A 21,687-nucleotide genomic window follows, 5' to 3' on the forward strand; every position below is an offset into this window, starting at 1 on the left:
CTTACTGGGCGGCTTACTTGGCGGCTGGCGCCGCGGCGGTCGCATGACAGCTGGCGTATTGCGCCGCCGCGGCCAATTCCTCCGCCGTGTTGACGTTCATGAAGGCGTCGGGCGTGTCGTCAAAACGCGCTTCGACGCCGCCCATGCGGGCTTGCCACAAGCCCACTTTGCGGTCGCCCGCCCGCAGATATTCAAGCAAGGCCGGCAGCAGCGTCGTGCGTAAGGCCATGCAGGCCGAATGCTGCTGGCCGCCAGCCACGGCGTGCGCCAGCGGTGCATCGGCCGATGCCGCCGCAGCGATCAGCCGCGCCGCCAGATCATCAGGTAGAAAAGGCGTATCGCACGGCGTCACCACCAGCCAATCATCGTGTTCAGCGGCGGCCGCAGTCAGCCCTGCCGCGATGCCCACCAACGGGCCTTGAAACGCGCCCAGCTCGGGCTCCCCGTCGGCCACCACCTGGCCGTATTGCGCATAGCGGTCCAGATGCCGGTTGGCGCTGATGATCACGCGCCCCACCTGCGGCGCCAGGCGGCGCGCCACGTGCGCCACCATCGGCTCGCCGTTCAACTCGACCAGCCCCTTGTCCTGATGCTGCATCCGAGACCCCTGCCCGCCCGCCAGGATCAGGCCGGCGATGCGCATGTGCGGCGTTGCGGAGTCAGCCACCGATGTAGCTCATTTCAACTTTGCGGCCGGGGTCGGGCGTGGGGTCGGCCATGTTGCGGCCGCGCAGTTCCGAGTAATGATCGTTGCGCCCCGACCAGATGCCCGCCAGGATGGCCGCCAATTCGGTGTCGCTTGCGCCATCGCGCAAGGGTGCGCGCAAGTCGTAACCTTCGTGCGCGAACAGGCACAGGAAGAGCTTGCCTTCCGGTGACAGGCGCGCGCGCGTACAGCCGCCGCAAAACGCATGCGTGACGCTGGAGATGACGCCGATTTCGCCGCCGCCATCCACATAGCGCCAGCGTTCGGCGACGCGGCCCATCTCGGTGGTTTGCACGGGTTCCAGCGCATGAACGGCGCCGATGCGGTCCAGCACTTCCTGGCTGGGCACCACTTCGGCCAGGTTCCAGCCGTTGGTGTTGCCCACGTCCATGTATTCGATGAAGCGCAGGATGTGGCCGCTGTGACGGAAGCGTTCGGCCATCGGCAGGATTTGCGCGTCGTTCAACCCGCGCCGCACCACCATGTTGACCTTCACAGGCGCCAGCCCGGCTTCGGCGGCGGCATCGATGCCGCGCAGCACGTCATCGGGCGTGAAGCCGCTGTCGCTCATGTCCTGGAACATGGCGGCGTCCAGCGCGTCCAGGCTGACGGTGACCCGCGTCAGGCCAGCCGCCTTCAGCGCCGCGGCCTTGCGCGCCAGCACGCTGCCGTTGGTCGTCAGCGTCAAGTCCAGAGGATTGCCTTCCAGCGTGCGCAAGCTGGCCAGTTGGCCCACCAGGTTTTCGATGTGTTTGCGCAGCAATGGCTCGCCGCCAGTCAGGCGAATTTTTTCCACACCCAGCTGCGTGAAGATGCCGGCCAGGCGGYTGATCTCTTCAAACGACAGCAGGTCGGCATGCGGCATGAAGGTGTAGCTGCTGTCGAACACTTCGCGCGGCATGCAGTACGTGCAGCGGAAGTTGCAGCGGTCCGTGACCGAAATTCGCAAGTCGCGCAAGGGGCGCGCGCGCGCATCCCGCGCGGGCTGGCCAGCCGGCGGCAGTTCGCCGGGCGCGGGCCAGGCCGAGCGGTCAGACCGGCGGTCGGCAAGGAAAATCACTTTGCTCATGGGGTGATCATATCTCGGCGTCGCGTTGCACTGGCGCAAGGTCATCCTGAAGGCAGGGGCATCGCCCTTCAGGCAAAGGCCTCTTCCAGCGTTTGTAAGCGCCCGGTGTCCCGGGCGTCGTAGCCAACCAGTTGCCCCACGTACCCCACGTAATCGGCGCTACGCATGATGCGCAGCAAATCCTGCATGGCCGGGGTTTCCAGCGACGATTTGCGGATGGCGAAAAAGTAGCGCTCGCGCACCAGCGGGATGAAGTCCAGCCCGAAACGGCAGGCGGCGGTTTCCACGCCCACGCCCGTGTCCGCCATGCCGCTGGCAATGTGCGCGGCAATCGCCATATGGGTAAATTCGTTGGTTTCGTAGCCCTGGACCTCGCCGATGGAGACGCCCGCGCGTTGCAGCATCAGCCCCACCAGGTAACGCGTGCTGGACCCGATCTGGCGGTTCACGAAGCGCACATCGGGGCGCGCCAGGTCGGCCATGCCGCGAATCTGCTTGGGGTTGCCCGCCGTCACGAACAGACCCGTGTTGCGCACGGCCAGGTGGATCAGCAGGTATTCATCCGCGTGCAGCCACTGCGCGTAGCGTTCCATGATGGGCGATTCGAAATCGCCCTGCGGCACCTGAAACCCCGCCAGATCGCATTCATGGCGCTCTAGCGAGGCCAGCGCCTCGATCGCCGTGCGGTAGCGCAGTTCCAGCCCGGGCTTTCTGCCGCCCATGTGCTGCATCAGCGATTCCACCGCAAAACCGTGGCTGGCATGCAGCCGCAAGTGCGGACCGCTTTCGGGCAGCAGCCGTTCCAGCTCTTCCTGCAATTCGGACGCCATGCTGTCCAGCGTGGGCATCAGCCGCGCTTCGATGCGGCGGTTGGCCCATAGCAGACGCTGCGCAAACGGCGCCAGCTGCGTGCCTTGGCGGCGATTGGTGATGAGCAATTGCGTGCCGAAGATGGTCTCGAAGCGGCGCAATACGCCCCACGCGTGCCGATAAGACAACCCGCAGGCGCGGCACGCGCCCGTGATGTTGCCGGTGGCGTCGATGGCGGCCAGCAAGGCCAGCATGTCCTGCAATGGCACGGGCGCCGAATCGTCGTCTGTCCCCAATGTCCATTGCGGCCGCAGGCCGATTCGGAACTTATATGTCATTTATTTCTTATTGAAGGCGTTCAAGTACGTGGTTAGAGTACACAAATAACGCGGCGGACGGGCATTTATTATGTTTTTAAAAACATATTAAACGCCACGTATTCCGGCCCACAACAACACCCAGTTCACCTGGAGGAGACCACCGTGCATCAGCGCGAGGCAAAATCCGATCTGGCGTCCAGCGGGGGCGCCCGGGGCGGCCCCCTGGCCCTGGACGCCGCTCAGCATTCCGCCACCCCCGCCATTGCGGCCACCGCCCGCATCGTGGCCAGCCTGAAAGACCTGCCCGGCCCCTTGCTGCCGGTGCTGCACCAGGTGCAACACGAATTGGGCTGTATTCCGGCCGAGGCGGTGCAAACCATCGCCGAGGCCCTGAACCTGTCCCGCGCCGAAGTCCATGGCGTCATCACCTTCTACCCCCATTTCCGCAGCCAGCCGGCCGCGCGCCATACGCTGGAAGTGTGCCGCGCGGAATCCTGCCAGGCCATGGGCGGCGACGATTTGGCCGCCCATGCGCAGGCCAAACTGGGTTGCGGTTTCTACGCCAGCACGCCTGACGGCAATTTCACGCTGGAGCCCGTGTACTGCCTGGGGCTGTGCGCGCAGTCGCCCGCCGTGATGATCGATGGCCAGCCGCATGCCCGCGTCACCCCCGACAAGCTCGACCGCTTGCTGACCCGCACGCTGGAGACCACGTCATGAGCGCCCCCATCGTCATCTACGTGCCGCGCGACGCCGCGGCGCTGGCCATGGACGCCGACGCCGTGGCGCACGCCATTGAACGCATTGCCGACGAGCGCGGGCTGTCCGTGCAGGTGGTGCGCAACGGCTCGCGCGGGCTGCTGTGGCTGGAACCGCTGATTGAAATCGCCACGCCTGAAGGCCGCATCGCCTACGGGCCGGTAGCGCCCGAAGACGTGGGCGGCTTGTTCGATGCAGGCTGGCTTACGGGTGACGCGCACGCGCTGCGCCTGGGGCTGACCGAAGACATCCCCTATCTGAAACAGCAGGAACGCCTGACCTTTTCCCGCGTGGGCGTGATCGACCCGCTATCCATCCAGGACTACGCCGCGCATGGCGGCCTGGCCGGGCTGAAGCGGGCGCTGGCGATGCAGCCGGCCGAGATCATCGACGAAATGGTCACCTCGGGCTTGCGCGGCCGCGGCGGCGCAGCGTTTCCCACAGGCATCAAATGGAAGACGGTGGCGGGTTCGCCCAGCGATCAGAAATACATCGTCTGCAACGCCGACGAAGGCGATTCCGGCACCTTCGCCGACCGCCTGCTGATGGAAGGCGACCCCTATGTGCTGATCGAAGGCATGACGATTGCCGGGTTGGCCGTGGGCGCCACCTATGGCTACATCTACGTGCGCTCCGAATACCCGCACGCCATCGAGACGCTGGAAGCCGCCATCGCGCGCGCCCGCAGCGTGGGCTGGCTGGGCCGCGACGTGCACGGCAGCGGCCGCCAGTTCGACCTGGAAGTGCGCAAGGGCGCGGGCGCCTACATCTGCGGCGAAGAAACATCCCTGCTGGAAAGCCTGGAAGGCAAGCGCGGCGTGGTGCGCGCCAAGCCGCCGCTGCCCGCGATATCGGGCCTGTTCGGCAAGCCCACCGTGATCAACAACGTGATCTCGCTGGCAACGGTGCCCATCATCCTGGCCAAGGGCGCGGCGTACTACCGCGACTACGGCGTGGGCCGCTCGCACGGCACGCTGCCGTTTCAGCTGGCGGGCAACCTGAAGCAAGGCGGCCTGGTGGAAAAGGCCTTCGGCCTGAGCCTGCGCGATCTGCTCTACACGTTTGGCGGCGGCAGCGCATCGGGGCGGCCCCTGCGCGCCGTGCAGGTAGGCGGCCCCTTGGGCGCGTATCTGCCCGAATCGCAATGGGACGTGCCGCTGGACTACGAGGCCTACATCCAGATCTCGGCCATGATCGGCCACGGCGGGCTGGTGGCGTTTGATGACACCGTCGACATGGCGCGCATGGCGCGATACGCGATGGAGTTCTGCGCCATCGAATCCTGTGGCAAATGCACGCCGTGCCGCATCGGCTCCACGCGCGGCGTCGAAACCATCGACAAGATCGCAGCAGGCGGGGCCGACACCAAACAACGTGAACAGCAGGTGCATCTGCTGCGCGACTTGTGCGACACGATGATGGGCGGTTCGCTCTGCGCATTGGGGGGCATGGCGCCCTACCCCGTGCTGTCGGCGCTAAACCATTTTCCGCAGGACTTCGGCATCGAGTCCCCGCAGTCTGCCGCGCACGCGGCCTGAACCCGAGAGACCACCATGCTAGAAACCGTCATCAAGCGCGACCGCGACATGGGCACGCCGGCGCGCGTCTCTGAAAAAACCATCACCCTGACCATCGACGGCCAGGAAATCCAGGTGGCCGAAGGCACCTCGCTGATGCGCGCCGCCGCCGAAGCGGGCATCAACATCCCGAAGCTGTGCGCGACAGACAGCCTGGAACCCTTTGGCTCGTGCCGGCTGTGCCTGGTGCAGATCGAAGGCCGGCGCGGTTATCCGGCGTCATGCACCACGCCCGCTGAAAACGGCATGGTGGTCTTTACCGAGACGCCCAAGCTGCACGAGCTGCGCCGCGGCGTGATGGAGCTGTACATCTCGGACCACCCGCTGGACTGCCTGACCTGCCCCGCCAACGGCGATTGCGAATTGCAGGACATGGCGGGCGTGGTGGGCCTGCGCAACGTGCGCTACGGCTACGATGGCGCCAACCACCTGGACGCCAAGACCGACGAGTCCAACCCCTACTTCAGCTACGACGCGTCCAAATGCATCGTGTGCAACCGCTGCGTGCGCGCCTGCGAAGAAACGCAAGGCACGTTCGCGCTGACGATCTCGGGCAAAGGCTTCGAATCGCGCGTATCGCCGGGGCAGGACCAGCCTTTCCTGGACAGCGAATGCGTGTCCTGTGGCGCGTGCGTGCAAGCCTGTCCGACCTCTACGCTGCAAGAAAAGACCGTCATCATGATGGGCCAGGCCGAACACTCGGTGGTGACCACCTGCGCGTATTGCGGCGTGGGCTGCGGCTTCAAGGCCGAGATGAAGGGCCAGGAAGTCGTGCGCATGGTGCCGTGGAAAGACGGCCAGGCCAACCGCGGGCATTCCTGCGTGAAGGGCCGCTTTGCCTGGGGCTACACCACGCATAAAGAGCGCGTGTTGAAGCCCATGATCCGCAAGCACATCACCGATTCCTGGAAGGAAGTGTCCTGGGACGAGGCCATCAACTATGCGGCGTCCGAGTTCCGCCGCATCCAAAGCCAGTACGGCCGCGACGCCGTGGGCGGCATCACGTCGTCACGCTGCACCAACGAAGAAACGTGGCTGGTGCAAAAGCTGGTGCGTGCCGCGTTCGGCACCAATAACGTCGACACCTGCGCCCGCGTGTGCCATTCGCCCACGGGGTACGGACTGAAGCAGACGCTGGGCGAATCCGCTGGCACGCAGACGTTCGATTCCGTCATGCACACGGACGTGGTCATCGTGATGGGCGCCAACCCCAGCAGCGGCCACCCCGTGTTCGCATCGCGGCTGAAGCGGCGGCTGCGGCAAGGCGCGCGTCTGATCGTGATTGACCCGCGCCGCATCGAACTGGTGAGCTCGCCGCACATCAAGGCCGACTTCCACTTGCAGGTGCGGCCCGGCACCAACACGGCGCTGCTGTCGTCGCTGGCGCATGTGATCGCCACCGAAGGCCTGATCGCCGAAGACTACGTGGCCGAACGCTGCGACACCAAGGCGTTCAACGAATGGCGCGACTTCGTCTCGCTGCCGGAAAATTCACCGGAAGCGATGGAGGAAATCACCGGCGTGCCGGCGCAAGCCGTGCGCGGCGCGGCGCGCTTGTTCGCCACCGGCGGCAACGGCTCCATCTATTACGGCCTGGGTGTCACCGAACACAGCCAGGGCTCCACCACCGTCATGGCGATTGCCAACCTGGCCATGGCCACCGGCAACGTCGGCCGCGAAGGTGTGGGCGTGAACCCGCTGCGCGGCCAGAACAACGTGCAAGGCTCGTGCGACATGGGTTCGTTCCCGCACGAACTGCCCGGCTACCGCCACATTTCCGACAACGTCGTGCGCGCGCAATTCGAACAGGATTGGGGCGTGACCTTGCAGCCCGAACCCGGCCTGCGCATTCCCAATATGTTCGAAGCGGCGTTGGGCGGCACGTTCAAGGGCCTGTACTGCCAGGGCGAAGACATCGTGCAGTCCGACCCCAACACGCAGCACGTGGCGGCGTCCCTTGCCGCAATGGAATGCATCGTGGTGCAGGACTTGTTCCTGAACGAGACCGCCAAGTACGCCCATGTGTTCCTGCCGGGCTCGTCGTTCCTGGAAAAAGACGGCACGTTTACCAACGCCGAACGCCGCATCTCGCGCGTGCGCAAGGTGATGGAACCCAAGAACGGCAAGGCGGACTGGGAAGTGACCGTCGCGCTGTCCAACGCGCTGGGCTATCCCATGCCCTACACGCACCCGCGCGAAATCATGGAAGAGATCGCGCGGCTGACGCCCACGTTCGCGGGGGTCAGCTACGAGAAGCTGGACAAGCTGGGCAGCCTGCAATGGCCGTGCAATGACGACGCGCCGGAAGGCACGCCCATCATGCACATCGACGCCTTCGTGCGCGGCAAGGGCAAGTTCATGATCACCAAGTACGTGCCGACCGACGAACGCAGCACGCGGCGCTTCCCGCTGCTGCTGACCACGGGCCGCATCCTGTCGCAATACAACGTGGGCGCGCAGACGCGGCGCACGCCCAACGTGATGTGGCATGGCGAAGACGTGCTGGAACTGCATCCGCAAGACGCCGAAGACCGGGGGGTGGCCGAAGGCGATTGGGTGGGCATCCAGAGCCGCGCAGGCGAGACCGTGTTGCGCGCCACGCTGACCGACCGGGTGCAGCCGGGCGTGGTATACACCACGTTCCACTTTCCCGAGTCCGGCGCCAACGTCGTTACGACGGACAGCTCCGACTGGGCGACCAACTGCCCCGAATACAAGGTCACCGCCGTGCAGGTCACGCGCGTGTCCCAGCCTTCGGAATGGCAGCGCCAATGGTCGCGCTTTGAAGACATCCAGCACAAGCTGCTGCGCGAGCGATCGCGCGAAAACGAAGCGACGCTGACCGGGAAATAACCCCTGCCGGCCTCGACCGCCCTGGATGCCATGACTATGCCGCCGTCTACGCCCCCGTCCCCGCCCACTCGCCCCGACTGCACGCAGACGCCGGTCACCCGCGTGCGGGACGGGGCCATCGCCCCCGCCCCCGAGCTCGACTTCGTGGCCGAGGAAACGCCGGTGGCGCTGGAGTTCAACGGCATCAGCCACGCCACCATGCTGGCCACGCCCGCCGACCTGGAAGACTTTGCGGTGGGCTTTTCGCTGTCGGAAGGCATCATCGACAGCGTCAGCGACGTGCGCGGCATTGACGTGCTGCCGCAATGCGACGGCATCGTCGTGCAGCTGGAGATCTCCACCGCTTGCGAAGTGCGGTTAAAGACCCGCCGCCGCGCCATGGCCGGCCGCACGGGCTGCGGGCTGTGCGGGGTGGAAACCCTGCCCGAAGTGCTGCGCCCGGTAGCGCCCGTGACCAACGGGTCCACAGTGCGTATCCAGGCCGTTTTGGCGGCCATGCGCGACATGCGCGCACGTCAGGCGCTGCACGACATCACGGGCGCCACGCACGCGGCGGGCTGGGCGGGCGCCGACGGCGCCATCGCGCTGGTGCGCGAAGACGTGGGCCGGCACAACGCGCTGGACAAACTCATCGGTGCCTTGGCGCGCCAGGCCATGCATGCCGGCGGCGGCATTGTGCTGGTGTCCAGCCGCGCCAGTTTCGAAATGGTGCAAAAAACGGCGGCGGCCGGCGTGGCGGTCTTGGCGGCGGTGTCCGCCCCCACGGCGCTGGCCATCCGCCTGGCAGAAGACGCCAACGTCAGCCTGGTGGGCTTTCTGCGCGGCGGCGACGCCACGCTGTACGCCCATCCCGAACGCTTCACCCCCTGAACGGAACCCTGACACGCAATGGAAATCGGCAATCTGATCCGCATGGCCAACCGCATCGGCCAGTTCTTTGACGCCATGCCGGACCGCCACGAAGCCCTGGAAGGCGTGGCCAACCATATCCACAAATTCTGGGAACCCCGCATGCGCAACGAGCTGCTGGGTTTTCTGGCGGCCAGCCCCAATGGCGACGCTGGCGATGAACAGTTGCATCCCCTGGTGCTGGACGCGGTCACGCAGAACCGCCAGCGCCTGACCCCGGCGCCCCGAGTGGGGTAGCCAGGCGGCACCGCTTTACCGCAGTCAGTTCGCAGCACGCAGTGACGGATTCAATAAACGAGGCCGCGCCCCCGTTCTATTTCCGGTCGGCGCGAGCGATAAAGCCGCACCCTACGAGGAGACCCCATGGAAAGTACCGCCACCTTGGACCTGCCCGGCTCAAAGCCGGGTTTTTTTGACAAAGAACGCACGATCGCCGGGCCTGGATTCTCACGCTGGCTGGTGCCTCCTGCCGCGTTGGCCATCCATCTTTGCATCGGCATGGCCTACGGTTTCTCGGTGTTCTGGCTGCCCCTGTCCAAGGTGGTGGGCGGCGCCAAGCCGCTCTCCTGCCCGGCCGACATGAGCCTGGCCGCGGAACTCTTCACCACCAGTTGCGACTGGAAGATTTCCACCATGGGGTGGATGTACACGCTGTTCTTTGTGCTGCTGGGGTGTTCCGCCGCGCTCTGGGGCGGCTGGCTGGAACGCGCCGGTCCGCGCAAGGCGGGCGTGGTGTCGGCGCTGTGCTGGTGCGGCGGCCTGGTCATTTCGGCCATCGGCGTGTACCTGCATCAAATGTGGATGCTGTGGCTGGGGTCGGGCGTCATCGGCGGCATTGGGCTGGGGCTGGGGTATATCTCGCCCGTCAGCACGCTGATCAAATGGTTTCCCGACCGCCGCGGCATGGCGACCGGCATGGCCATCATGGGCTTTGGCGGCGGCGCAATGATAGGCGCGCCCCTTGCCGACCTGCTGATGCGCCACTTCGCCACCCCCACGTCGCCCGGCGTCTGGCAGACCTTCCTGACGATGGCCGTCGTGTACTTCATCTTCATGATGTCGGGCGCGCTGGGTTACCGCGTGCCCCCCACGGGCTGGAAGCCGGAAGGCTGGACGGCGCCTGCCAAGCATGCCAACAACGCGATGATCACCAAGGGCCACGTGCACGTGAAGCGCGTCTGGGGCGTGCCGCAATTCTGGCTCGTCTGGCTGGTGCTGTGCCTGAACGTGACGGCCGGCATCGGCATCCTGGGCATGGCGTCCCCGCTTTTGCAGGAAGTGTTTGGCGGCGGCCTGATCAACAAGCCGGAACTGGGCTACGCCCAATTGGACAAGGATCAGCTGGCCGCCATTGCCGCCATTGCCGCGGGCTTTACCGGCCTGCTCAGCCTGTTCAACATTGGCGGGCGGTTCTTCTGGGCCAGCCTGTCTGACAAGCTGGGCCGCAAGCTGACCTATCTGATCTTCTTCGTGCTGGGCTTCGTGTTGTACGCCGCCATTCCGTGGACGGCGCACATGGGCGCGCTGGCCCTGTTCGTGGCCGCGTTCTGCGTGATCCTGTCGATGTACGGCGGCGGCTTCGCGACCGTGCCGGCGTACCTGGCCGACCTGTTCGGCACGCAGATGGTGGGCGCCATCCACGGCCGGCTGCTCACGGCGTGGTCGGCAGCCGGCATCTTTGGCCCGGTGCTGGTGAACTACATCCGCGAATACCAGTTGTCGATTGGCGTGCCGCGCGCGCAGGTGTACGACATCACCATGTACATCCTGGCCGGCATGCTGGTGCTGGGCTTTCTGTGCAATCTGGCGATTCGCCCGGTCAACCCCAAATACTTCATGACGGACGCCGAACTGGCGCAGGAAAAGGCCCTGGCGCATGAACGCGCAGCCGCCGCTGAAACGCACGGCGTGGGGCGCTCGACCTTCCGCACGCCCGCCGCCCTGGTGCTGTTCGCCTGGGCCTGCGTGGGGATTCCGCTAGCCTGGGGCATCTGGATCACGCTGCAAAAGGCGGTTGTCCTGTTCCACTGAAAGCGGCACATCCGCGCGGCGCCGGGCGCGCCGCGCACCGCCCCGGGGCGCGAAACTGCTACATTGGCAGCCCGCGCCCTTTCTTTTTATCTCCCCTACATGATCCTGCCCCGTCCCCCCGTCCTTGCTGGAGCGACACATTGACCGCCCCTGAACTGCACTGGGTAGAACAAGACGCCCCCCGCTCCGCCCGCTGGCTCTCTGAAACCGGCGCCACGCCGCCCAAGCGCGTGGTCGTGGTGGACGACACCCTGACCGCGGACATGGCCTACCGCCAGGCCTGCGAAGGCGTCGGCCTGCTGTGGCGCGGCGACTTCCAGAACGCGCGTCTGCTGCTGCAAGCCATGACCCGCCGCGTGGACAAGCGCCCGCGCAAGCCGGTCGACACGCTGCTGGAAGCCTTCAACCAGCACCGCCAGATTCAATCCCAGCGCGCCCGCATCCTGGGCATGCTGCTGATTCCGTTTGACGCCGGCCACGGCATTTCGCTGCGCCGCGCGCCCGACGCGCGCCAAGCCTGCGAAGAAGTCCACGGCCCCGCCGACGAGCCCTACGTGGCATCGCTGCGCGAACTACTGGGCATGATCGGCGCCTTCGAATGGCGCAAGAAGGGCGTGGAAATTCCCGTCCTGAACAACCGCATCCACCCGCACTACGGCGTGTTCTCGCCCCTGCGCGGCGAATACGTCGAACTCGTGGCCAACACCCCGATGCCGCGAGGCAGCGTGGCCTTTGATATCGGCACCGGCACCGGCGTCCTGGCCGCCGTGATTGCGCGCCGTGGCGGCAAGCGCGTCATCGGCACCGACCAGGACCCGCGCGCGCTTGCTTGCGCCCGCGAAAACCTGGAACGGCTGGGCCTGTCCAAGCAGGTCGACATCGTGGAAGCCGACCTCTTCCCCGAAGGCCGTGTGTCGTTGATCGTCTGCAACCCGCCGTGGCTGCCCGCCCGTCCGAGTTCCCCGGTTGAACACGCCGTGTATGACCCCGACAGCCGCATGCTGCGCGGCTTTCTGAATGGGCTGACCGAGCACCTGACGCCCAACGGCGAAGGCTGGCTGATTCTGTCGGACCTGGCCGAACACCTGGGCCTGCGCACGCGCGAACAGTTGATGGAAATGATTGATGCGGCCGGGCTGCGCGTCATCGAACGCATCGACACGCGCCCCACGCACGCACGCGCCAAAGACCCGAGCGACCCGCTGTACGCGGCGCGTTCGAAGGAAGTGACGTCGTTGTGGAGATTGGGCGCGGCGGCTGCACCGGCTGCTTGATTGACTGCCTGATAAGTCGCCTGATTGGTAGCCTGACCCGCACGCATGCGCGCATGAACGCATGAACGCATGAACGCATGAATGCATGAATGCATGAACCATAACGCGGCCCGAAGACTGTTCTTCGGGCCGCGTTTTTTTCAGGCCTTGCCCGCAGCCACGTTCACGCTGATCGCAATGATGAACACGTTGAAGAAGAACGCGATGACGCTGTGCATCAGCGCCATGCGCCGCACCCGCCGGTTGACGATCTGCACGTCAGACACCTGGAAGGTCATGCCCAGCACCATCGCAAAATAGGCGAAGTCCCAGTAATCCGGTTCCTGCGTGCCGGGGAAATCCAGCCCCTTGTGCGTGCCGCTGCGATGGCCGTAGTAGCCATGCGCGTAGTGCAGCGCAAAGATCATGTTCATGTAGAGCCACGACAACACGATGGTGGCCGCAGCCGCCAGCATGTCGACCACGCCGCCCACGCTGCTTTCGCCGCGCAATTCCACCCACAGCGCCACCAGCACCATGATGGACAGCGCCACGCTGCTCCAGAGCACGCCCATGCGCCCGACGTCCTGCTGCTTGGCGTGCACCCGCATCGAGGCCGAGCTGGCCTGGCCGAACACCCTGGCGGTCAAGACCAGGAAGACCAGCGCCGCGGCGTCAAAACCCAGCAGCAGCGCCAGGCTGGGCGAACGGCCCAGCGCGTAGGCCGCGCCACCCGCCACCACGAACAACAGGCCGCACATCACCAGCCGGCGGTGCGCATGGAAGAACGGCAGCCTGTCGACGGAAGCGGCGGAATTATCGTGGGGGCCGTCGTGGGAATTGCCCTGCGGCTTGTCGTGTTGATCTTCGTCCTGGCCTTCGTGTTGGCCTTCGTGTTGGCCTTCGTTCTGGCCGTCGTGCTGCGGCTCGTCCGGGATCGGCTTCGTCATGCGGGCTCCTGCGTGCGGCAAGATCCTTACGCTAACCGATCGCCACCAAACCCACCAGCGCGCCGCCGAACAGCAACCATAGCGGGTGGATGCGCGTGGTGCTGCCCAGCACCGCCACCACGGCGGTGATCGCGCCCAGCAGCCAGGTATGCGCCGACGCCTCGGTGATGAGCGACGCGCTGGCCGCGACCAGCCCGACGGTCATCGGAAAAATACCCGCCTGAATCACGCCGCGCCACGGGCGGTCTTTGAAGCGTTCCCACAAGCCCAGCGCCAGGATGGTGATCAACGACGACGGGCCGAACTTGGCGATGGTCGTGACCAGCATCCCCCACCACCCCGCCACGTGCCAGCCCACCAGCGTCACCACCATCAGGTTGGGGCCGGGCGCGGCCTGGCCCAAGGCGAACAGGGCCGAAAAATCGGCCGCGCTCATCCAGCCATGCACCTCGACCACCTGGCGCTGCATCTCGGGCAGGATCGTGTTGCCGCCGCCGAACGCCAGCACGGACAGCTGGGAAAAGATCAGGGCCAGCGCAATCAGCGTATGGATCATCGACGTTGCCTCCACACGGCCAGGATGCTCAGCGGCGTCAGCACCGCCATCGTCGGCAGCAAGGGAATGCGCAACACGGCGATGGCCACGAAACAGATCGTGGCCACCACCCCAGCCAGCCAGTCGCGGCGCTTGATCACCGGCACGCCAATCTTGACCGCCATCGAAATCAGCAGCCCCGCCGCCGCCGCCGCCAAGCCCGCGAACAGGTGCTGGATGTGCGAATCGCTCTGAAAGCGGTCATACACCATGCCCAGCAGAATGACGATGGCCGACGGCGCCAGGATCAGCCCCATCAACGCCGAAAAGGCGCCGCGCGGCCCGCGGAATTTCATGCCCAGCGCCACCGACAGGTTGATGATGTTGCCGCCTGGCAGGAACTGGCACAGGCCCAGCAGGTCAGTGAATTCCGGCCCGCTTAACCAGCCGTGTTTTTCAACGACCATGCGGCGCGCCAGCGGCAGCGCGCCGCCGAAGGCCGTCAGGCCAAGCATGAGGAATCCGTAAAACAACTGCCCGCAAGTGGGCGCAGGCCGACACTCGGCCTCTAGGGTGGAGGGTGCTGCATTCATGGTGTAAGGGCCGGTCTTGGGGCCGGTAAGCAGGGGCTGGCGCGTCACCGCGCTGACAGAGAAATACCGAGTGGGAAGCCTACTCTTCGCTCAAGATAATGTCTAATATATGACCACTTAACCACTCATATCCAACCCATATGGCATCGGTCGACTTGCGCCTGCTGCGTTACTTCCTGGCAGTGGCCGAGGAATCCCATCTGACCAAGGCCGCCGCCCGGCTTGGCATCCGGCAGCCGCCGCTTAGCCAGCAGATTCGCGTGCTGGAACAAGAGCTGGGCGTGACCCTGTTTCACCGCCTGCCGCGCGGCATGGAACTGACTGAAAGCGGGCGCGCGCTGGTGGACGATGCGCGCAATATCCTCGCGCTGGTGGACCAGGCGGTCGATGGCGTGCGCCGCGTGTCCCAAGGCGAAGCCGGCCGGCTGACGGTGGGGTTCACCGGGTCGGCCGCGTTCCATCCCTTTGTGCCCACGGTCATCCGCCGTTTTCGCGAAAGCGCGCCCAATGTGCGGCTGGTGCTGGAAGAAAGCAGCACCGGCGAACTGCGCGAAGCGGTCAGCGAAGGCCGCGTGGACGTCGCTTTCATTCGCGGCGCGCACGGCACGGGTTCGGGCGTGTCCGAAGAAACCGTGCTGGAAGAAACCATGCTGGCGGCTTTTCCCGCCGACCATCCCGCCGTCAAGGGACGCGCGCGCAGCCAGATCGCGCTGTCCGAACTGGCCGAAGAATCCTTGATCCTTTACCGCCGCCATAGCGGCCCCGGTTTGTACGACGCCATCATCACCGCGTGCAGCGCATCGGGGTTCAGCCCGCGCGTAGCGCAGGAAGCGCCGCGCATGTTGTCCACGCTGAGCCTGGTGGCGGCCGGCCTGGGCGTGTCGCTGGTGCCGGCGTCGCTGCGCCGCGTGAACATCGAAGGCGTGGTGTACGTCAATGTCACCGGCCCCGTGGCGCTGCGCGCGCAACTGAACCTGATCTGGCGCGACACGCCGATGTCAGGCGCCACCCGCAAGCTGATCGACGAAGTGCGCCGGCATCGCGCCGAAGACCCCGGCCTGACTCGCGGATAATCCAGCACCATGCTTTCCGAATCTCCTATCGGTATCTATGACTCCGGCGTTGGCGGCCTGAGCGTGCTGCGCGCCATTCGCGACGCCCTGCCCCATGAATCGCTGCTATACGTGGCCGACTCCGCGCACGTGCCTTATGGCGAAAAGACGCAAGAGTTCGTCCTGCAACGCGCCTTTGCGCTGGCGGATTATTTCGTGTCGCGCCAGGCAAAAGCCATGGTCGTCGCGTGCAACACCGCCACCGCCGCCGCCATTGCCCAACTGCGCAAGCGCCACCCCGGCCTGATCATCATCGGCGTCGAACCCGCCATCAAGCCCGCCGCGCATCTGACGCACAGCGGCGTCGTGGGGGTGTTCGCCACCACCGGCACCTTGGCCAGCCCCAAGTTCGCCGCGCTGGTCCAGCGCGAAGCGCCCGAAGTCCGCATCCTGCTGCGGCCTTGCCCGGAATGGGTGCGGCTGGTGGAGCAAGGCGAACTCACCGGCCCCGCCGTCGATGCCGCCGTGCAAGCGCCCGTGGCGGAATTGCGCGCGGCCGGCGCCGACGTGCTGGTGCTGGGCTGCACCCATTTCCCCTTCCTGCGCGACGCCATCCAGGCGGCGGCCGGCCCCAGCGTGCCCTTGCTGGAAACCGGCGCCCCCGTGGCGCGCTGGCTGCGGCATCAGTTGCAGGAAAAGGGCTTGCTGCGCGCAACCGGCGCCGCAGACCTGCATCTGGAAACCACGGGCAGCGTCCCCGCGCTGGCGGCGCTGGCCAGCCGCTTGCTGGGCAAGCCGCATGAGGCGGCGGCCACGCCCGAACGCTGGCGCTGATCGCTTGCCTGCCGCGCGCGCGGGTTGATCCTGCGCAGCGTCCCTTGCGCGAAATCGGCGAATAATTGGAATACAGTGATCGCACAGCCTCTCGCGGCTCGCACATAACAAGGAGACGACCATGAAACGCGTCCTGATTCCCGTCGACGGTTCCAAACCCGCCGTCCACGCCGTCCAAGCCCTGCTGGCGGCCCGCGCCTACGACCCCGTCGAACGCGTGGACCTGCTCAGCGTCCAGATACCTCTGAAGTCCGGCAAGATCGGCCGCGGCCTGTCTCAAGCAGACATTGACGCCTACTACCAGGACGAAGGCCAGGCCGCCTTGCAGGAAGCCAGCCGCCTGCTGTCGCAAGCGGGCGTGCCCTTCGCCGTGCATGTTGAAATCGGTGAAGCGGCTGAAACCATCGTCCGCATCGCCGGCGAATCCGGCGCTGACGAAATCTTCATGGGGTCGCGTGGCCTGGGGTCGGTCTCGTCGCTGTTCATGGGGTCCGTCGCCACGCGCGTCCTGCACCTGACGGAATTGCCCGTCACCCTGGTCAAGTAATGCATCAAGGAGCATCCATGCTGAACATCCTGGTCCCCGTCGACGGCTCCGACAATGCCAACCGCGCCGTGCTGTACGCCCGCCAACTGGCCCAAGGCGCGCCCGCCGCGCGCATCCATCTGCTTAACGTGCAAACGCCCACGCAAGGGCGCGCCGGCGTTTCCCGTCTGATCACGCAAGACATGATCGACGAGTTCTACGCCCGCGAAGGCCAGGAGGCCACCGACGAGGCGCGCCAGCTGCTGGACACCACTGGCACCGACTACACCAGCCACATCGAATTCGGCCACGCCGCCACCGAGATCGCCGGCTACGCGCGCGACCAAGGCTGCGCCCGCATCGTGATGGGCACGCGCGGCCATGGCAACCTGGTCAACATCCTGATCGGCTCGGTCGCCAATCAGGTGCTGCAACTGTCGGACGTGCCGGTCACGCTGGTGAAGTAACGCGTCGGGCTGGCGCGTTTTTAGTATTCATATCGCGCCGGCAAGCCCCGGCAACGACAAGGACACGCGCAGCCCGCCCAACGGCGATGGGCTCGCGTGAACCTCGCCGCCATACGTGCCGACCAGATCGCGCACAATGTCCAGCCCCAGGCCCGAGCCGGGCAGTTGTTCGTCCATGCGCACGCCGCGCAGAAAGATGCGCTCGCGGGCATCGTCCTCGATGCCCGGGCCGTCGTCATCGATATGCATCAGCAAGCGCGCGCCGCTTGCCGGTTCCACCGATATCACCACCTGGCTGCGCGCCCATTTGCAGGCGTTATCCAGCAGGTTGCCCAACATTTCCTGCAAATCCTGCGGCTCGCCACGAAACACTTGCGCGCCGGTAAAGCCTTGCATGCTGATCTGCAAACCGCGCTGCGCATACAGGCGCTGCATGACGCGCACCAAGCCCGCCGCCGCGTCCTGCAACGGCGCGCGCCCATCGGCCGCGCCTGATGCGGCAGCGGCGCGTGCGCGGGCCAGGTGATAGTTGATCTGGCGGTTGGCCATCGCCACTTGTTCTTCCACCAACGCCGCTGGCACGCTCGCGTCGCGCGAGGCGGCATTGGCAAGAATGGTCAGCGGCGTCTTGACGGCGTGCGCCAGATTGCCCGCTTGCGTGCGGGCGCGCTGCACGATGTCGGCGTTCATCGCCAGCACCTGGTTGAAATCGTCCACCAGGGGTTGGATCTCGCTGGGGAACTGGCCGTCGATGCGGCTGCTGCCCGCATCCTGTTTCGCCAATTGCCGCCGCAGCCGAGCCAAGGGCCGCAAACCCACCACCACCTGCACCACGGCGGCCGCCGTCAAGCCAACGGCCAACGCGCCCAAGGCAATCGCCAGCATATGGTTGAAGCGCTCGATGGGTTCGGCCAGCACGTTGCGGTCGGCGGCCACAATCAGGCGCAAGGGCGCGGCGTCTTCTTCAGCCGGCTTCAGCACGCGTGCAAGCGCCGTCAGGCTGCGTCCGGCGGGGCCGGTAAGGTCATAAACCTGATCGCCGCTATCGGCATCGCGCGGCACGGGTTTCAGGGGTGCGTCCAGTGTCTGGTCCCACAAGGACCGCGAGCGCGCCACGCCCATGGCCGCCGGCTTGCCGCCATCCGCCAGCCGGTCCACCTGCCAGTACAAACCCGACAGCGGCTGCTCCAACCGGGGGTCGCTCAGCGGCGGCGACACCACCGGACGCCCGTCGGCGCCCATGTTGATGGCGGCGGTGAGCTGGTTCAGATGCAAGGTGAGCTCGGCCTGCAACTGCTGCGTGATGTGCTGGCGAAACAGGCTGGAAAGCCCCCACCCCGCCATCACCACCGCCACCAGAATCCAGGCCAGCGTTCCGGCCAGCAGGCGCAGCCGCAGCGAGCCCAGCACGCCCGCGCGCCGCGTCATCATTCGCGCGCCGCCAACCGGTAGCCCAGCCCGCGCACCGTTTCGATGGTGTCGGGCGGCAGCTTCTTGCGCAGCCGGCCGATGAAGACCTCGATGGTGTTGGAGTCGCGGTCGAAGTCCTGCGCGTACACGTGGTCGATCAATTCCGTGCGCGACACCACCTCGCCCGCGCGCTGCATCAGCACCGACAACACCTTGAACTCGTGGCTGGTCAGGGTCAGCGCCTGGCCGTCGATCGTGACCTTGGCCTGGCGCGTATCCAGCATCAGCGGGCCGCAACGCCATTGCGCGCTGGCGTGCGCGGTGCTGCGGCGTAGCAGCGCGCGCACCCGCGCCAGCAACTCTTCCATGTGAAAAGGCTTGGTCAGGTAATCGTCCGCGCCTGCGTCGATGCCGGCCACTTTTTCGTGCCAGTTGTCGCGCGCGGTCAGGATCAGCACCGGCATGTTGCGCTGGGCGGCGCGCCATTGCTTCAGCACCGTCAGCCCATCCATCACCGGCAAGCCCAAGTCCAGCACCACGGCATCGAACGCTTCCACATCGCCCAGGAAGCGCGCGGATTCGCCATCGCCGGATACATCCACCGTATAGCCCGCGCCGCGCAGCGCGTCGGCCAGCTGGCCGGCCAGCGTGGGTTCATCTTCAACCACCAGGATGCGCATCAGTCCTTGCCCTTGAATTTGATGTCGCGGCCCTTGACGGACAACAAGGTGCCGTCGCGCGCATCGAGCTTCAGTTTGAGGATGCCGCCGCCGCTTTGCAGCACGCGGATCTCGTAGATGAATTCGTCATCGTCTTCTTCGAATTCCACCTTGACGACCTGCCCGGGAAAATCGCGTTCAACGATGTCCAGCACCGCGCCCAGCGGCAGCACCTTGCCGGCTTCCAGCGCCTGGCGTGCGCGTTCGTGGTCGCTTTCGCCGGCCAGCCCGCTGACGGGGCCTGCGATCAGCGCAAGCGCCAAGGCGCAGCCCGACAGCAACAGGCCGCCGCGCTTGGACCATGTCAGGGGAAAATACCGCAATGCCGGACCTCTTTGGTGGGCGAATAAGGGGGAAAGGGAGCGTCTTTTATACCGCGCCGAGGATGAACCTGGGATGAACGGCGGCTTCAGAATAGGTTCATGCGCCAACCCGAATAATGGGCACATGGTCGCTGCAACGGCCAGCATTTTCCCCCTTACCCTTAGGAGATATCCCATCATGACGCGCATTCAAAAAACCCTGGCCGCCCTGGCAATTGGCGCATCCGCTTTGGTCGCTGGCACCGCCGCCCAGGCGCAAACCGCGGCTCCGGCTCCGGCCCCGGCTCAGGCTCAGGCCGCTCCGGCCGCTCAGACTGCACCGGCCGCCGCCCCGATGCTGACGATCCGCCAGGTCTACGACAAGATGGAAGCCGCCGGCTACCGCAATATCTCCGAGATCGAACGTTCCAGCAAGCACGGCTACGAGGTCAAGGCGTACGACCCGCAGGGCCAGCGCGTGAAGCTGCGCGTTGATCCGCAATCGGGCGCAGTCACGCGCAGCCGCTTCGACGACTGAACGCAGTGGGTCAACCGCGCCGGGGTAAACACGGCGGGGTAAAGACGATCCTTGGGGTGAGTATGATGAATCCATTCAAGATTACGGAGTCGCATCATGCCCACCCTGCGTCTCGCAGCGGCCGGCCTCACGCTGGTTACGCTTAGCGCCTGCGGCGAAGTCGCCACCTTGCCCGTTGAATCGGGCATGGGGCCGACCCCAAAACTGCCCGCCCCCAACACCACCCTGATTCCCACCGTCAACACGGCAAAAGCCGTGGGCTGGATCGCCGGCGCGCAGCCCGTGGCCGCGGCCGGCCTGGGCGTCAACGCGTACGCCAGCGGACTGGACCATCCGCGCTGGCTGTACGTGCTGCCCAATGGCGATGTGCTGGTCGCCGAGACCAACGCGCCGCCCAAGCCCGAAGATGCCTCGGGCGGGCTGAAGGAATGGGCCAGCGGCATCGTCATGAAACGCGCGGGGGCCAAGACCCCCAGCGCCAATCGCATCACGCTGTTGCGCGACACCGACCACGATGGCGTGGCCGACACGCGCAGCGTGTTGCTGCAAGGCTTGAATTCGCCCTTCGGCATGGCGCTGGTTGGCAACCAACTGTACGTAGCCAATGCCGACGCCGTCTTGCGCTTTCCCTATGAACCGGGCCAAACGCAAATCTCGGCGGCGGGGGTGAAGGTCACCGATCTGCCCGCCGGCATCAATCACCACTGGACCAAGAACCTGATCGCCAGCCCGGACGGCAGCAAGCTTTATGTGTCGGTTGGCTCGAACAGCAACGTCGCGGAAAACGGCATGGAGATCGAAGCCGGCCGCGCCGCCATCTGGGAAATCGATGTGGCCAGCGGCAACAAGCGGCTGTATGCCACGGGCCTGCGCAACCCGGTCGGCATGGCCTGGGCGCCAGATAACAAAACGTTGTGGACCGCCGTGAACGAGCGCGACGAATTAGGCAGCGACCTGGTGCCTGACTACATGACGTCCGTGCGTGACGGGGGCTTCTACGGCTGGCCCTACAGCTACTTCGGGCAGCACGTGGACACCCGTGTCACGCCGCCTCGGCCTGACTTGGTGGCCACCGCCATCGTGCCCGACTACGCGCTGGGGCCGCACACGGCGTCGCTGGGGTTGGCGTGGTCAGGCAACAGCCGGCTGCCCGCGCCCTTTGCACACGGCATGTTCGTGGGCCAGCACGGGTCGTGGAACCGCGATCCGCGCAGCGGCTACAAGGTCATCTTCGTGCCCTTCGCGCAAAACACGCCCGACGGTACAGCGCGTGATGTGCTGACGGGCTTCCTGAATGAAAGCGGCCAGGCGCAAGGCCGGCCGGTGGGCGTCGCCATCGACCGCCAGGGCGATCTGCTGGTAGCCGACGATGTGGGCAATGTGATCTGGCGCGTCAGCCCCAAACCCTGATCCGGTTGTGCGGCCGGCGCAACTCAATGGCGCCGGCTTGCGCTGGGTCAAACGGCCGCACGCG

The 21,687-nt window shown here is 66.0% G+C and carries 22 protein-coding genes; 13 read left to right on the forward strand and 9 right to left on the reverse strand.

Going from position 1 to position 21,687, the window contains the following annotated elements; translation table 11 throughout:
* Window positions 1-13: 13 nt before the first annotated feature.
* The 3 genes from mobA to AC1DB0_RS17675 form a co-directional block, all read right to left on the reverse strand.
* On the reverse strand, window positions 14-643 hold the full coding sequence (gene mobA / locus AC1DB0_RS17665) for a molybdenum cofactor guanylyltransferase MobA (protein WP_476758052.1): 630 nt from the start codon (window positions 641-643) through the stop codon (window positions 14-16).
* 16 nt (window positions 644-659) lie between these two features.
* The gene (moaA, locus tag AC1DB0_RS17670) at window positions 660-1,775 is read right to left on the reverse strand and encodes a GTP 3',8-cyclase MoaA (protein WP_476758713.1); all 1,116 of its coding nucleotides are present in this window, start codon (window positions 1,773-1,775) and stop codon (window positions 660-662) included.
* 68 nt (window positions 1,776-1,843) lie between these two features.
* The gene (locus AC1DB0_RS17675; RefSeq protein WP_346551067.1) at window positions 1,844-2,923 is read right to left on the reverse strand and encodes a substrate-binding domain-containing protein; all 1,080 of its coding nucleotides are present in this window, start codon (window positions 2,921-2,923) and stop codon (window positions 1,844-1,846) included.
* A 144-nt stretch (window positions 2,924-3,067) separates the two neighbouring features.
* On the opposite strand from AC1DB0_RS17675, the gene AC1DB0_RS17680 reads away from it, so the two are divergent.
* The 7 genes from AC1DB0_RS17680 to AC1DB0_RS17710 all read left to right on the forward strand — a co-directional run bounded on the left by AC1DB0_RS17680 (window position 3,068) and on the right by AC1DB0_RS17710 (window position 12,308).
* Window positions 3,068-3,625 (forward strand): formate dehydrogenase subunit gamma, encoded by a 558-nt coding sequence (locus AC1DB0_RS17680; RefSeq protein ID WP_476757987.1) that lies wholly within the window; start codon window positions 3,068-3,070, stop codon window positions 3,623-3,625.
* A complete protein-coding gene (locus tag AC1DB0_RS17685; protein ID WP_476757986.1) occupies window positions 3,622-5,202 on the forward strand; it encodes a formate dehydrogenase beta subunit in 1,581 nt (526 codons plus the stop codon). The genes AC1DB0_RS17680 and AC1DB0_RS17685 overlap by 4 nt, the downstream gene beginning before the upstream one ends.
* A gap of 15 nt (window positions 5,203-5,217) precedes the next feature.
* Complete coding sequence (gene fdhF, locus AC1DB0_RS17690) at window positions 5,218-8,094, forward strand: formate dehydrogenase subunit alpha (RefSeq protein WP_054422584.1); 2,877 nt, start codon at window positions 5,218-5,220, stop codon at window positions 8,092-8,094.
* Between the two features lie 36 nt (window positions 8,095-8,130).
* Window positions 8,131-8,964 carry a formate dehydrogenase accessory sulfurtransferase FdhD gene (gene fdhD / locus AC1DB0_RS17695; protein ID WP_476758051.1) on the forward strand — a complete coding sequence of 278 codons (834 nt, stop codon included), beginning with the start codon at window positions 8,131-8,133 and terminating at the stop codon, window positions 8,962-8,964.
* Window positions 8,965-8,982: 18 nt separating this feature from the next.
* Complete coding sequence (locus AC1DB0_RS17700) at window positions 8,983-9,240, forward strand: formate dehydrogenase subunit delta (protein ID WP_054422586.1); 258 nt, start codon at window positions 8,983-8,985, stop codon at window positions 9,238-9,240.
* Window positions 9,241-9,366: 126 nt separating this feature from the next.
* The gene (locus AC1DB0_RS17705) at window positions 9,367-11,034 is read left to right on the forward strand and encodes an OFA family MFS transporter (RefSeq protein ID WP_054422587.1); all 1,668 of its coding nucleotides are present in this window, start codon (window positions 9,367-9,369) and stop codon (window positions 11,032-11,034) included.
* 140 nt (window positions 11,035-11,174) lie between these two features.
* Window positions 11,175-12,308 (forward strand): methyltransferase, encoded by a 1,134-nt coding sequence (locus tag AC1DB0_RS17710; RefSeq protein WP_054422588.1) that lies wholly within the window; start codon window positions 11,175-11,177, stop codon window positions 12,306-12,308.
* Between the two features lie 140 nt (window positions 12,309-12,448).
* Here the strand turns inward: AC1DB0_RS17710 and AC1DB0_RS17715 are convergent, their stop codons facing one another.
* From AC1DB0_RS17715 to AC1DB0_RS17725, 3 genes are read right to left on the reverse strand one after another with little or no spacing between them, the layout of a single operon-like run.
* Window positions 12,449-13,237, reverse strand: coding sequence for a DUF1345 domain-containing protein (locus AC1DB0_RS17715; RefSeq protein ID WP_476757984.1), 789 nt, complete (start codon window positions 13,235-13,237; stop codon window positions 12,449-12,451).
* Window positions 13,238-13,268: 31 nt separating this feature from the next.
* The gene (locus AC1DB0_RS17720) at window positions 13,269-13,793 is read right to left on the reverse strand and encodes a chromate transporter (RefSeq protein WP_054422589.1); all 525 of its coding nucleotides are present in this window, start codon (window positions 13,791-13,793) and stop codon (window positions 13,269-13,271) included.
* The gene (locus AC1DB0_RS17725) at window positions 13,790-14,365 is read right to left on the reverse strand and encodes a chromate transporter (RefSeq protein WP_454669628.1); all 576 of its coding nucleotides are present in this window, start codon (window positions 14,363-14,365) and stop codon (window positions 13,790-13,792) included. The genes AC1DB0_RS17720 and AC1DB0_RS17725 overlap by 4 nt, the downstream gene beginning before the upstream one ends.
* A gap of 140 nt (window positions 14,366-14,505) precedes the next feature.
* Here AC1DB0_RS17725 and AC1DB0_RS17730 point away from each other — a divergent pair, with 140 nt between their 5' ends.
* The 4 genes from AC1DB0_RS17730 to AC1DB0_RS17745 all read left to right on the forward strand — a co-directional run bounded on the left by AC1DB0_RS17730 (window position 14,506) and on the right by AC1DB0_RS17745 (window position 17,244).
* The gene (locus AC1DB0_RS17730) at window positions 14,506-15,438 is read left to right on the forward strand and encodes a LysR family transcriptional regulator (protein WP_054422591.1); all 933 of its coding nucleotides are present in this window, start codon (window positions 14,506-14,508) and stop codon (window positions 15,436-15,438) included.
* A 9-nt stretch (window positions 15,439-15,447) separates the two neighbouring features.
* Window positions 15,448-16,251, forward strand: a complete 804-nt coding sequence (murI, locus tag AC1DB0_RS17735) for a glutamate racemase (protein ID WP_175170044.1) — start codon at window positions 15,448-15,450, stop codon at window positions 16,249-16,251.
* Window positions 16,252-16,372: 121 nt separating this feature from the next.
* Window positions 16,373-16,798, forward strand: a complete 426-nt coding sequence (locus AC1DB0_RS17740) for a universal stress protein (protein ID WP_054422593.1) — start codon at window positions 16,373-16,375, stop codon at window positions 16,796-16,798.
* 17 nt (window positions 16,799-16,815) lie between these two features.
* A complete protein-coding gene (locus AC1DB0_RS17745) occupies window positions 16,816-17,244 on the forward strand; it encodes a universal stress protein (protein ID WP_054422594.1) in 429 nt (142 codons plus the stop codon).
* A gap of 27 nt (window positions 17,245-17,271) precedes the next feature.
* On the opposite strand, the gene AC1DB0_RS17750 is transcribed toward AC1DB0_RS17745, so the two are convergent.
* Genes AC1DB0_RS17750 through AC1DB0_RS17760 form a run of 3 tightly spaced genes read right to left on the reverse strand, consistent with a single transcriptional unit; the run spans window position 17,272 to window position 19,696 of the window.
* Window positions 17,272-18,675: a sensor histidine kinase gene (locus tag AC1DB0_RS17750; protein ID WP_427945408.1), complete on the reverse strand. Its 1,404-nt coding sequence runs from the start codon at window positions 18,673-18,675 to the stop codon at window positions 17,272-17,274.
* Window positions 18,672-19,334: a response regulator transcription factor gene (locus AC1DB0_RS17755; RefSeq protein WP_054422595.1), complete on the reverse strand. Its 663-nt coding sequence runs from the start codon at window positions 19,332-19,334 to the stop codon at window positions 18,672-18,674. The genes AC1DB0_RS17750 and AC1DB0_RS17755 overlap by 4 nt, the downstream gene beginning before the upstream one ends.
* Window positions 19,334-19,696, reverse strand: a complete 363-nt coding sequence (locus AC1DB0_RS17760) for a PepSY domain-containing protein (RefSeq protein ID WP_420865312.1) — start codon at window positions 19,694-19,696, stop codon at window positions 19,334-19,336. The genes AC1DB0_RS17755 and AC1DB0_RS17760 overlap by 1 nt, the downstream gene beginning before the upstream one ends.
* Before the next feature lie 178 nt (window positions 19,697-19,874).
* Between AC1DB0_RS17760 and AC1DB0_RS17765 the strand changes: the two genes are divergently transcribed.
* Window positions 19,875-20,213 (forward strand): PepSY domain-containing protein, encoded by a 339-nt coding sequence (locus AC1DB0_RS17765; protein WP_476757982.1) that lies wholly within the window; start codon window positions 19,875-19,877, stop codon window positions 20,211-20,213.
* Between the two features lie 96 nt (window positions 20,214-20,309).
* On the forward strand, window positions 20,310-21,623 hold the full coding sequence (locus AC1DB0_RS17770; RefSeq protein ID WP_476757981.1) for a PQQ-dependent sugar dehydrogenase: 1,314 nt from the start codon (window positions 20,310-20,312) through the stop codon (window positions 21,621-21,623).
* Window positions 21,624-21,687: the final 64 nt, after the last annotated feature.

The organism is Achromobacter sp. 10T422 (assembly GCF_056394065.1).

Bases quoted from the DNA above. Each gene is read 5' to 3' on its own strand.
- mobA (WP_476758052.1), bottom strand. From the start codon at position 643: ATGCGCATCGCCGGCCTGATCCTGGCGGGCGGGCAGGGGTCTCGGATG.
- AC1DB0_RS17675 (WP_346551067.1), bottom strand. From the start codon at position 2,923: ATGACATATAAGTTCCGAATCGGCCTGCGGCCGCAATGGACATTGGGG.
- AC1DB0_RS17685 (WP_476757986.1), top strand. From the start codon at position 3,622: ATGAGCGCCCCCATCGTCATCTACGTGCCGCGCGACGCCGCGGCGCTG.
- fdhF (WP_054422584.1), top strand. From the start codon at position 5,218: ATGCTAGAAACCGTCATCAAGCGCGACCGCGACATGGGCACGCCGGCG.
- fdhD (WP_476758051.1), top strand. From the start codon at position 8,131: ATGCCGCCGTCTACGCCCCCGTCCCCGCCCACTCGCCCCGACTGCACG.
- AC1DB0_RS17700 (WP_054422586.1), top strand. From the start codon at position 8,983: ATGGAAATCGGCAATCTGATCCGCATGGCCAACCGCATCGGCCAGTTC.
- AC1DB0_RS17705 (WP_054422587.1), top strand. From the start codon at position 9,367: ATGGAAAGTACCGCCACCTTGGACCTGCCCGGCTCAAAGCCGGGTTTT.
- AC1DB0_RS17715 (WP_476757984.1), bottom strand. From the start codon at position 13,237: ATGACGAAGCCGATCCCGGACGAGCCGCAGCACGACGGCCAGAACGAA.
- AC1DB0_RS17720 (WP_054422589.1), bottom strand. From the start codon at position 13,793: ATGATCCATACGCTGATTGCGCTGGCCCTGATCTTTTCCCAGCTGTCC.
- AC1DB0_RS17725 (WP_454669628.1), bottom strand. From the start codon at position 14,365: ATGAATGCAGCACCCTCCACCCTAGAGGCCGAGTGTCGGCCTGCGCCC.
- AC1DB0_RS17730 (WP_054422591.1), top strand. From the start codon at position 14,506: ATGGCATCGGTCGACTTGCGCCTGCTGCGTTACTTCCTGGCAGTGGCC.
- murI (WP_175170044.1), top strand. From the start codon at position 15,448: ATGCTTTCCGAATCTCCTATCGGTATCTATGACTCCGGCGTTGGCGGC.
- AC1DB0_RS17740 (WP_054422593.1), top strand. From the start codon at position 16,373: ATGAAACGCGTCCTGATTCCCGTCGACGGTTCCAAACCCGCCGTCCAC.
- AC1DB0_RS17745 (WP_054422594.1), top strand. From the start codon at position 16,816: ATGCTGAACATCCTGGTCCCCGTCGACGGCTCCGACAATGCCAACCGC.
- AC1DB0_RS17750 (WP_427945408.1), bottom strand. From the start codon at position 18,675: ATGATGACGCGGCGCGCGGGCGTGCTGGGCTCGCTGCGGCTGCGCCTG.
- AC1DB0_RS17755 (WP_054422595.1), bottom strand. From the start codon at position 19,334: ATGCGCATCCTGGTGGTTGAAGATGAACCCACGCTGGCCGGCCAGCTG.
- AC1DB0_RS17765 (WP_476757982.1), top strand. From the start codon at position 19,875: ATGACGCGCATTCAAAAAACCCTGGCCGCCCTGGCAATTGGCGCATCC.
- AC1DB0_RS17770 (WP_476757981.1), top strand. From the start codon at position 20,310: ATGCCCACCCTGCGTCTCGCAGCGGCCGGCCTCACGCTGGTTACGCTT.